The organism is Azomonas macrocytogenes, from assembly GCF_014191985.1.
Lineage (GTDB): Bacteria > Pseudomonadota > Gammaproteobacteria > Pseudomonadales > Pseudomonadaceae > Azomonas > Azomonas macrocytogenes.
The window spans coordinates 20,403-28,573 of sequence record NZ_JACHXI010000027.1 but is presented as its reverse complement, the minus strand read 5'-3'; the positions used below and the strand labels follow the sequence as shown (position 1 = coordinate 28,573).

Sequence of the window (8,171 nt, the reverse complement as noted above, 5' to 3'; positions counted from 1 at the left end):
TCCGAAGGACTTGGCGAGCGTGCCGCTGAAGGCTCGGGCTTGATCTGCTGTGCCATCGTCGGCGGCGCGATCGTGCCTCCTTTGACCGGCTATGCAGCAGATACAACATCCCTCGCCGCTGCACTGGTCATTCCAGCAATCTGCTACGCCGGTATCAGCGGCTATGGCTGGTATGCGCGTCGTCCTCAGGCCTGCTAGTATAAATATATATATGACCAAGACGTCGGCATCTTAAATCCCTTCATGAGATTTTATGATGCCGGCCCATCTGAGCATCGAGCTATCCGCGCTGCAACACGAACAACTCTTCTCTGTAGCTCCCTCCCGACGTTTACTGCATTCGCCGAAAGTTTATTTTCAACTCCTATTTAGTTTTCGGAAAGTTGTATCTTAGTTCCTCGAAATCAATGAATTGACATAGCCCACAATTTTGGAATCGGTATCTAGAAAGGCCTGATAATCTATTGGGTGGTGCTGGACGATATAGGTTATCTCAAAGCGATCATTCAACTTTCTATGGACGGTTATCGGAGAAGGATAATCTTTCAAATAGCGAAGATATACATTGATTCCATCTTTCCAAATAAAGCTATAAACAATATCATTGCTAGGTTTAAAGTAATATTTTTTGTACTTTTCCGTGGTTTCGATAAGTTGCAGGCTATTATCAATAAAATAATCACTTCTGGCTCTTTTTTTAAAGCCGGTAATATTTAATCCATCAGCACCTTTGTCTGGTCGTGGGTAAGCATAACTGGCTGTAGCATCACCAAGTTCTCAGTGCCGACCAAAGCCTAAAAAATTATCCATTTTCCTGATCCATCGAACCTGGCATGCCGGAACCCTGATCGTCAGGGTCTGGCCATCTATCGGGCTGGTCAGAGTGACCTCCAGCGGTTGAATATTTTTCGAGCGATCCGCGTCTTCTCTCTCCGAGCAGCCTGACAAGCCGATCACCATTAACGCAAGACAGAGTCTTTTAAGGAGACACACAACGGGTTTACGCATAGTCAGGACTCTCCCGCAAGATAGGTCATGGTGAGCAGAATGCTTTTATATAGCCTAAGCATTTGAATTTCAGTTATTTTTTATTCGAAAACCGCTCCAAAACGGGCCACAAATTTCACCCTGGTAACCAAACTCCGTCACCAGACCATTACTCGGTCATTTTTCCTGCTCAAGTTGCCCTTTTTGGGCAGTTCGGCGTGCCGGTTTTAAAGCGCTCTATCCCTAGAATGAAGCGCTCCACATCGTTCTAGGACTTGCCCCGAAATGAAGTCTTTTCTCGCCGGTACGCTGGCAGCCGTCACGCTCTACAGCACTACACCGACTGCCTTGGCCATGGATGTCGATGCACTCTCCCCAACAGTGCCCACGATCGACCGGATTGTCGATCTGCCAATCACCGGCCTGCGAGCGGTTGAAAGCGACGGCAAACTTCACCTGATTTCACAGAACGGCCGGTTTGTCATTACCGGACACTTGGTGGATGTGTGGAACCGTCAGTCTCTCGACAGCCTCGAGCAGATCGAAGCCCTTTCCGACCGCATTGTGTTCAAACAAATGGGCCTGGATATCGACACCCTCAATTCCGTGTCGGTGGGCAAGGGTAGCCAGGAAGTGGTCGTGTTTGTCGACCCGCAGTGCGGTCCCTGCCATGAGCTGATGAGCGAAGCCAAGCAACTGGCTGAGTCTGACGATCGCTATACCTTCAAGTTCGTTGCGGTACCGGCCCTGGGTGATGAATCCCATGCGCTGGCCAAGACCCTGTTCTGTGCCAAGGACAGAAACCAGCGCCTCACTGCCTTGATGGCCGGCACCCTGGCTCAGCTTGAAACCGTTGCGGACTGCAATGCTCGCCAGTACGACGTGACGCTGGTGACCGCGCAGATGGTGGGGGTCAATGGCGTTCCCTTTGTGGTCGCGCCCGATGGCCGAATCGCGCGTGGGCGACCGACCAACCTCGTGGCCTTTCTGGAGGGGCGTCCGTGACCATCATTTCGATCAGGCGCAAATATCAGGAACACCTCATTCCGGAACATATGCGGGCCTCGGGAATTATCCCGGTCGTGGCGTATTCGCCAGAGCACGAATTCTTCCTGATGGATGATAAATCCATGGGGTTTGGCTTTCTCTGCGAACCGTTGAACGCGGGGGATGAGAAAATTCAGGATCGGGTCAACGGTTTCCTGAACCAGGAATTTCCGACCGGAACCAATATCCAGTTCCTGCTGTTCCGCTCTCCTGACATCACCCAGCAGATGCATAACATGCTGGGGCTGCGCGACAACTTCCAGCATCCCTTGATGTCATCGGTGATCAAGGAACGCCAGCGGTTTCTGCTCGATCACGCGTGCAACCCGGTGGTGACGGATTCGCGCAGCGGTCATTTCAACTTGGGGATCGTGCAGGACACCAAACTGCTCATTACCGTCAAATGCCCCATCACCGGACAGCAGCCCAGTCCATACGAAATCGACGAATTAAAGCAGCTGAACATCAAGGTGCGCTCTTCGCTGCAGACCATCGGGCTGCAGCCGACGCTGCTGAATGCGGACCGCTATGTTCGCCTCATGAGCACACTGCTCAATTGGGAAAAGGATGCCTCATGGCGTCATGATGCGGCGCAATGGGACCCTTTCACCCCGATCTGTAGCCAGTTGTTCGACTACGGTACCGATCTGGAGGTCAACAAGGACTCCGTGCGACTGGGTGAGCAATACGTCAAGGTGCTGTCGGCCAAGAAACTGCCTAACAAGGCATTTTTTGGCGATGCCATCCGCTATGTCGGGGACCTGAGCGGAGGAGATTCCAGCGTTCGCGAAAACTACATGGTGGTGGTCAATCTCTACTACCCCGAAACCGAAGCCACCAAGTCGGCACTGGATCGCAACCGTCAGTTCGTGGTGAACCAGGCGTATGGCCCGCTCCTGAAGTTCGTCCCTGAGCTGGCGGACAAGCACGAAAGCTTCGATGACCTCTACGCCTCGATCAAGGAAGGTTTTAAGCCCATCAAGCTCAGCTATGCCCTGGTGATCTTTGCCCCCACCGCCGAACGGGCGCAGTCAGCTGCCATGTCGGCTCGAAACCTCTGGCGCGAGGCCCGGTTCGAGATCATGGAAGACAAATACATCATGTTGCCGTCCCTGATTAACAACCTGCCGTTGTGCACCGATATCAAGGCGCAGAAGGATCTGTTCCGCCATAAAACCATGACCGTTCAGCAAGCGGCCGTCCTGGCCCCGTTGTTCGGTGAATGGAAAGGCACCGGGACGTTCCATGCCTCGCTCTTGTCCCGAAACGGCCAGTTGATGAGCCTGTCGCTGCATGACAGCAACACCAACAAAAACCTGGTCATTGCCGCCGAATCTGGCTCGGGCAAGTCCTTTCTGGTCAATGAGCTGATCATGTCCTATCTCTCGGAGGGGGCTCATGTCTGGGTCATCGACGTGGGCCGCTCCTACGAAAAGCTCTGCGCACTGCTCGAAGGCGACTTCGTGCATTTCGAGGAGGGTAGCAATGTCAACCTCAATCCGTTCGAGCTGATCGAGAACTACGATGATGAGGAAGATGCCATGGTCTCGTTGGTGATGGCCATGGCCTCGGTGGGGGGCAACCTGACTGAACTGCAGGTCTCGGCGCTCAAGCAGATGATGGCTAAGGTCTGGAGCGAACAAGGCCAGGGCATGAAGGTGGACCATATTGCCGAGATCTGTCTGGCCTCAGAAGATCAGCGCTTGAAGGATATTGGCCAACAGTTGTATGCCTTCACCAGCCAAGGCTCCTACGGCCGCTATTTCTCGCAACGCAATAACGTGTCCTTTCAGAATCGCTTCACCGTCCTTGAGCTGGATGAGTTGCAGGGACGTAAACACTTGCGCCAGGTGGTGCTGTTGCAGTTGATCTACCAGATCCAGCAGGAAGTGTACCTGGGCAACCGCAACCGTAAGAAGATCGTCATCATCGATGAGGCCTGGGACCTGCTCAAGGAAGGCGAGGTGTCGGTATTCATGGAGCATGCCTACCGCAAGTTCCGTAAATACGGCGGGTCGGTCGTCATTGCCACCCAATCGATCAATGACCTCTATGAGAACCCGGTCGGTCGTGCCATCGCGGAAAACTCCGCCAACATGTATCTGCTTGGGCAAACCGCTGAAACGGTGGAGTCGATCAAGCGTACCGGTCGCCTGACCTTGGCCGAGGGTGGCTACAAGATGCTCAAAAGCGTGCACACGATCCTGGGCGTCTATTCGGAAATCTTCGTGAAATCCAATGCCGGCGTGGGTATCGGCCGCCTGGTCGTGGGTGATTTTCAGAAGCTGCTGTATTCCACCGATCCACGGGATGTGGCCGCCATCAATCAGTACGTCAAGCAAGGCCTCGAAGTGACCGACGCCATCTATGCCGTGCTGCGTGATCGGCAGGAGTCCCAGCATGGATAAGCAAAGCATCGCGGTGGCGGCTGTCCTGGGCGCGGTTCTGGGATTCGGCGCTTCGTTTCTGCTGTTCTACCAACAGCAGCAGTCGCTGCACTACCGCCTGGAACAGAGCCCACCGATCGTGCTCATCGATCTGGCCAAGCTAGCCGCTTCCTACCCTCAAGGGGCCACACCCGAGCAAACCAATCAGTTGATGCTGCGGACCAACGATGCGATCGCGCGTCTGCGTGATGCGGGCTATCTCGTCATCGATGCCCAGGCCGTCCTGAGCGCGCCTTCGGATCTGTACCTGCCGCCAGAAGAGATCGTAGCGGGCACCGTGGAGGGCCATGAACCATGAAAGGGATCACCCAAAAAGAATCCTACCCGCGTTTCCTACTCAAGATGGCGGTGACTTTCGGGCTGATTTGCGCAACCGGCATGGCCTTGGGCAGCCGGTTTCGTATTGGCGTGGATTCGCAACGGGAGAAATGTCTGCCCAGCTATACCTTTTTCCTGATTGATCGTGCCGACAAGTCGTTGGCGCGAGGCCACACCTATGCTTTTTCAGCCCGGCATCTGCAGCCGTTTTTCGAGGACGGTACCCAGATGGTGAAGATCCTGGCCGCCATGCCAGGAGATGTGGTGGAAGTCACCGCGGACCAGCTCGTCAAGGTCAATGGCCACGAGGTCGGGAAGGGCCTGCCCCATGCCGAACGTCTCGGGCGCACCGTCGCAAGCTTTGTCGGGAAGGCTGTCCTGACGCCACAGACATACTGGTTTATGGGCAACAGCCCGCAGAGTTTTGACTCGCGCTACTGGGGAGGGGTGAACGATGAGCAGATCATTGGCCGAGCCTACCCCCTGTTCTAGATGGCTTGTTGCCCTGCTGTTGGCCGGCTGTACCGGCGTGGCAAACGCCGAATTTCTGCTCTCCTCGCCAGACATGGCGTTGATCCAGCAAGTCCAGGCCATCCAGGCCAATCCCGCCGCACAACTGGGCGAGGACTGGATGAAGCGGGCGCAACAGAACGCCGCGACCGGTGAAGCCAAGGCGTTGTTGCATCAGTTGCAAGCCGAGCACCCGCTCATGCGAGAGATGCAGCAGCATCAGGCCGATAAAGTGGCTGAGCCGGCGTATTCGACACTGGTGTTCGTCTCGTATTCGCTGGGCGAGCAGGGCTTGAGCGAGATCCTGTCAGCCGTATCCGGCCAGCCGGAGATGGCCGTGGTGCTACGGGGTATTCCGGAGGGAACCACCCTGGGCGAGGGGCTGCTGGCTATCCAGAAGCTCGCCATGACCCAAAAGCCGGTACCCAACATCATTCTTGACCCGGTGTTGTTCCGACAGTACGGCGTCACGCACGTCCCCACCCTCGTATCGCGAGTCAGGCCAGGCACTGATGAGCAGGGGCCGTTACCCGTGATTGCCCGAGTCCAGGGGATTGCCGAGCCACAGTGGCTTCAGCGTGAAATCGCTAAGGGAAAAGAAGGTGACCTGGGCGTGCGCGGGCCGTTGCAAGCCATTGCCGAGCCGGATTTGATCGAGGTAATGCAGGCGCGGGCGGCCGCCATCGACTGGGAACAGAAAAAGGACAACGCCAAAAAACGTTTCTGGTCCCTGCAGACCTTCCATGAGCTACCCAGGGCTTCGCAGGACCGGACACGCCGGATGGATCCGTCGGTCGTGGTGACGCAAGACATTCAAACCTCGGATGGACAGTTTGTCGCCCATGCTGGCGACCGAGTGAATCCGCTGGATAGCCGTCCCTTCACCCAAGCCGTGGTGGTGTTCGATCCGCTCGATGCCCAACAGGTGAAACAAGTGCTCCGCTCGGTACCCCACTTGAAGCAGGAGCCGGGCGTACAACGCATCACCTATCTCGTAACCCGCGTCGATAAAGCGGATGGTTGGACCTCCTACCAATCCATTACCGACGCCTTGGATGCCCCGGTTTATCTGCTCACGCCGGATGTGAAGGCACGCTTCGAGCTGGAATCGGTACCAAGCATCATCACGGCGCAGGACAACCAGTTCGTGATTCGCGAGCTTGGGCCTCGTCTCAGGGGAGTAGGCGAACCTTGAAGCGAGTACCGGCCTTTCAAGTGATATTGCGTGCCGATAACCAGCAATGCATGGCGGCTGAAGTGCTGAGCCGCTGGGAAACTGCGGGGCAGTTGGTTGGCCCGGCTGCCATGGGACCTTCCCTTGACTGGGCCGAGGTGGATCTCGCCCTGGTACAGCAGTTGGCCGGGATAGCCCATGAGCTGACGGATTACCCACGCTTGTTTATCAACGTCTCGCCCCAGACCCTCGGTGCTCCAGCAGCCCATTTCGATTTGTGGCGAAACGCGGTCGCTAAGCTGCAAACGGCGGGGCATGTTTCGGTGGTACTGGAAATCACGGAAGCGGTCCCCGACTTGCCGCTGGCCAGCCGCTGGCGTGCCCTGACAGAGCTGGGTGTCGAGCTGGCCCTGGATGACTTTGGGATGGCGTTTTCGACACCCGCACGATTGCGTGACTACCCCTGGACTTACTGCAAATTCGATGTGCGGCGCATTACCGGTGCCGGCCACGACATTCTGTTCTGTCAGGACAATCGTATTCGCGCCATTGCCGAGCAGGTGGAGTCCGCCGCTCTCTCCCAGATGGCCAGCGATCTGGGGATCACCTGGCAGCAGGGGTATTACCACCATAAACCGACCGTTTTAGGCACGATGGCGTGGAAAAAATGACATGTTGAAACACGTGATAAAGATCCTCGCCGCCACTGCCTTGATCGGCTCGGCCGCCGCCGTTCACGCGAGCGATCCGGGGTGCCATAACGCGGAGGTGATCGGGCCGAAGCTCATCACCGATATCTGCTGGTCCTGCATTTTTCCTTTGCGGGTAGCCGGAGTACCGATCAGTGGCCCGGGCGGAACGATGCCCGATGAAGCGGTCAGTACCCCGTTATGTTTTTGCACGGACAACCTCGGGGTTCCGCGCCCTGGCGTGACAACCTCCATGTGGGAGCCCGCTCGCCTGGTCGAATTTCAGCGGGTGCCCGGTTGCGCCTCCGCCCTCAATGGCGTTCGGTTCCCGTTCAACCGTCTGTTCCAGGGGCATCATGGCGATGCCGTCTATGATGGCGGGGACGGCAGCTTCATGCACTACCACTACTACGCCTTTCCGCTGCTGACCATGCTCGATCTGTACGCCACGAGCGGTTGCAATCCAGACGGCTATCACGATTTCGACCTGATGTACCTTTCGGAAGTGGACCCGACCTGGAATAACGATGAGCTGGCCTTTTTCACCAACCCGGAAGCGGCAGTGGTAGCCAATCCGGCGGCCGCACTGGCCTGTACTCCCGATGCGGTGTCCTCCAGTGCCGGGGCTCCGATCAAGCAGTTGTTCTGGTGTGCCGGTTCCTGGGGATCGATCTACCCCCTGAGTGGCCATCACAATGGCGGCAATGGCGTCCTGCGCGACTCCAGTCTGCTGACGACGCGAGTGCTGGCAGCGTTACACCGGCGAGGATTGGCCAGGGGGACGATGGGCAGCACGGCCATGTGTGGCGGTGAGTTCAAATTCACCCTGCCGAAAACCCAGTACAAATTCACCTTGCTGTATCCGGTACCGGAAACAAACTCCTCGCACGTTATCGGGGAATCACTCCTGACCTGGGGGATTGCGCGCACCATCCCGGCGGTTGGCCAAGATCCGGTCTACACCATCTGGCGCTGGAAGGACTGTTGTGCGAGGTAGGT

At 56.6% G+C, this 8,171-nt stretch carries 7 protein-coding genes and 1 pseudogene; all 8 read left to right on the top strand.

Annotation, left to right across the window (positions count from 1 at the left end; translation table 11 throughout):
- Positions 1–198 (top strand): annotated as a pseudogene (locus FHR87_RS17435) (glucose/galactose MFS transporter); the annotation flags it as partial.
- 1,074 nt (positions 199–1,272) lie between these two features.
- On the top strand, positions 1,273–1,992 hold the full coding sequence (locus FHR87_RS17430; protein ID WP_183168050.1) for a DsbC family protein: 720 nt from the start codon (positions 1,273–1,275) through the stop codon (positions 1,990–1,992).
- Positions 1,989–4,442: a type IV secretion system protein TraC gene (gene traC, locus FHR87_RS17425; RefSeq protein ID WP_338021272.1), complete on the top strand. Its 2,454-nt coding sequence runs from the start codon at positions 1,989–1,991 to the stop codon at positions 4,440–4,442. Before FHR87_RS17430 ends, traC begins: the two co-directional genes overlap by 4 nt.
- Positions 4,435–4,779 (top strand): hypothetical protein, encoded by a 345-nt coding sequence (locus FHR87_RS17420; protein WP_183168048.1) that lies wholly within the window; start codon positions 4,435–4,437, stop codon positions 4,777–4,779. Before traC ends, FHR87_RS17420 begins: the two co-directional genes overlap by 8 nt.
- Positions 4,776–5,291 (top strand): S26 family signal peptidase, encoded by a 516-nt coding sequence (locus FHR87_RS17415; RefSeq protein ID WP_183168047.1) that lies wholly within the window; start codon positions 4,776–4,778, stop codon positions 5,289–5,291. The genes FHR87_RS17420 and FHR87_RS17415 overlap by 4 nt, the downstream gene beginning before the upstream one ends.
- Positions 5,254–6,504 carry a TrbC family F-type conjugative pilus assembly protein gene (locus FHR87_RS17410; RefSeq protein ID WP_183168045.1) on the top strand — a complete coding sequence of 417 codons (1,251 nt, stop codon included), beginning with the start codon at positions 5,254–5,256 and terminating at the stop codon, positions 6,502–6,504. Before FHR87_RS17415 ends, FHR87_RS17410 begins: the two co-directional genes overlap by 38 nt.
- The gene (locus tag FHR87_RS17405) at positions 6,501–7,154 is read left to right on the top strand and encodes an EAL domain-containing protein (protein ID WP_183168043.1); all 654 of its coding nucleotides are present in this window, start codon (positions 6,501–6,503) and stop codon (positions 7,152–7,154) included. The genes FHR87_RS17410 and FHR87_RS17405 overlap by 4 nt, the downstream gene beginning before the upstream one ends.
- Before the next feature lies 1 nt (position 7,155).
- Positions 7,156–8,169, top strand: a complete 1,014-nt coding sequence (locus tag FHR87_RS17400; RefSeq protein ID WP_183168041.1) for a TraU family protein — start codon at positions 7,156–7,158, stop codon at positions 8,167–8,169.
- The last annotated feature ends 2 nt before the right edge of the window (positions 8,170–8,171 follow it).

What these genes read in the sequence shown, in the direction of transcription:
- FHR87_RS17430 (WP_183168050.1), top strand. Translation starts at nt 1,273, where the DNA reads ATGAAGTCTTTTCTCGCCGGTACGCTGGCAGCCGTCACGCTCTACAGC.
- FHR87_RS17420 (WP_183168048.1), top strand. Translation starts at nt 4,435, where the DNA reads ATGGATAAGCAAAGCATCGCGGTGGCGGCTGTCCTGGGCGCGGTTCTG.
- FHR87_RS17415 (WP_183168047.1), top strand. Translation starts at nt 4,776, where the DNA reads ATGAAAGGGATCACCCAAAAAGAATCCTACCCGCGTTTCCTACTCAAG.
- FHR87_RS17410 (WP_183168045.1), top strand. Translation starts at nt 5,254, where the DNA reads ATGAGCAGATCATTGGCCGAGCCTACCCCCTGTTCTAGATGGCTTGTT.
- FHR87_RS17400 (WP_183168041.1), top strand. Translation starts at nt 7,156, where the DNA reads ATGTTGAAACACGTGATAAAGATCCTCGCCGCCACTGCCTTGATCGGC.